We start from the raw sequence: 383 nt of genomic DNA on the forward strand, positions 1-383 counted from the left end.
GGTAGCCGGTAGCCGGTAGCCGGTAGCCGGTAGCCGGTAGCCGGTAGCCGATCGGGAGTAGCCGTGAGGAGCCGTCCATGACGAGTGGCTGGGCCGCCGACCTGGTGCTGGGCTGCATCGTCCTGCTGGGCGCGTCGGTGCAACGGTTGGCGGTGATCGGGTTCGCCCTGGTTGCGTCGCCGGTGCTGGTGTTGCTGCTCGGCTCGGCCCAGGGAGTGTTGCTGTCCAACTGCGCGGCGGGCGCGATCATTGCGGTCGGGCTCACCGGCAGCGGGCGGCAGGTGCGGCCGGCCGCGATGCTCCCGTTGGTCGGGGCGGCCGCCTGCACCGTCCCGGTCGGCTCCTGGGTGGCCGCCCGACTGCCCGAGCCGACGCTGCTGGCC

Annotated in this window: 1 protein-coding gene; it reads left to right on the forward strand. The window is 73.4% G+C overall.

Annotated elements, in window-relative coordinates; all coding sequences use genetic code 11:
- Positions 1-77: 77 nt before the first annotated feature.
- Positions 78-383, forward strand: a 306-nt coding sequence (locus UK12_RS33405; protein WP_045306970.1) for a hypothetical protein, incomplete at its 3' end; no start/stop codon positions are given.

The organism is Saccharothrix sp. ST-888, assembly GCF_000955975.1.
Lineage (GTDB): Bacteria > Actinomycetota > Actinomycetes > Streptomycetales > Streptomycetaceae > Kitasatospora.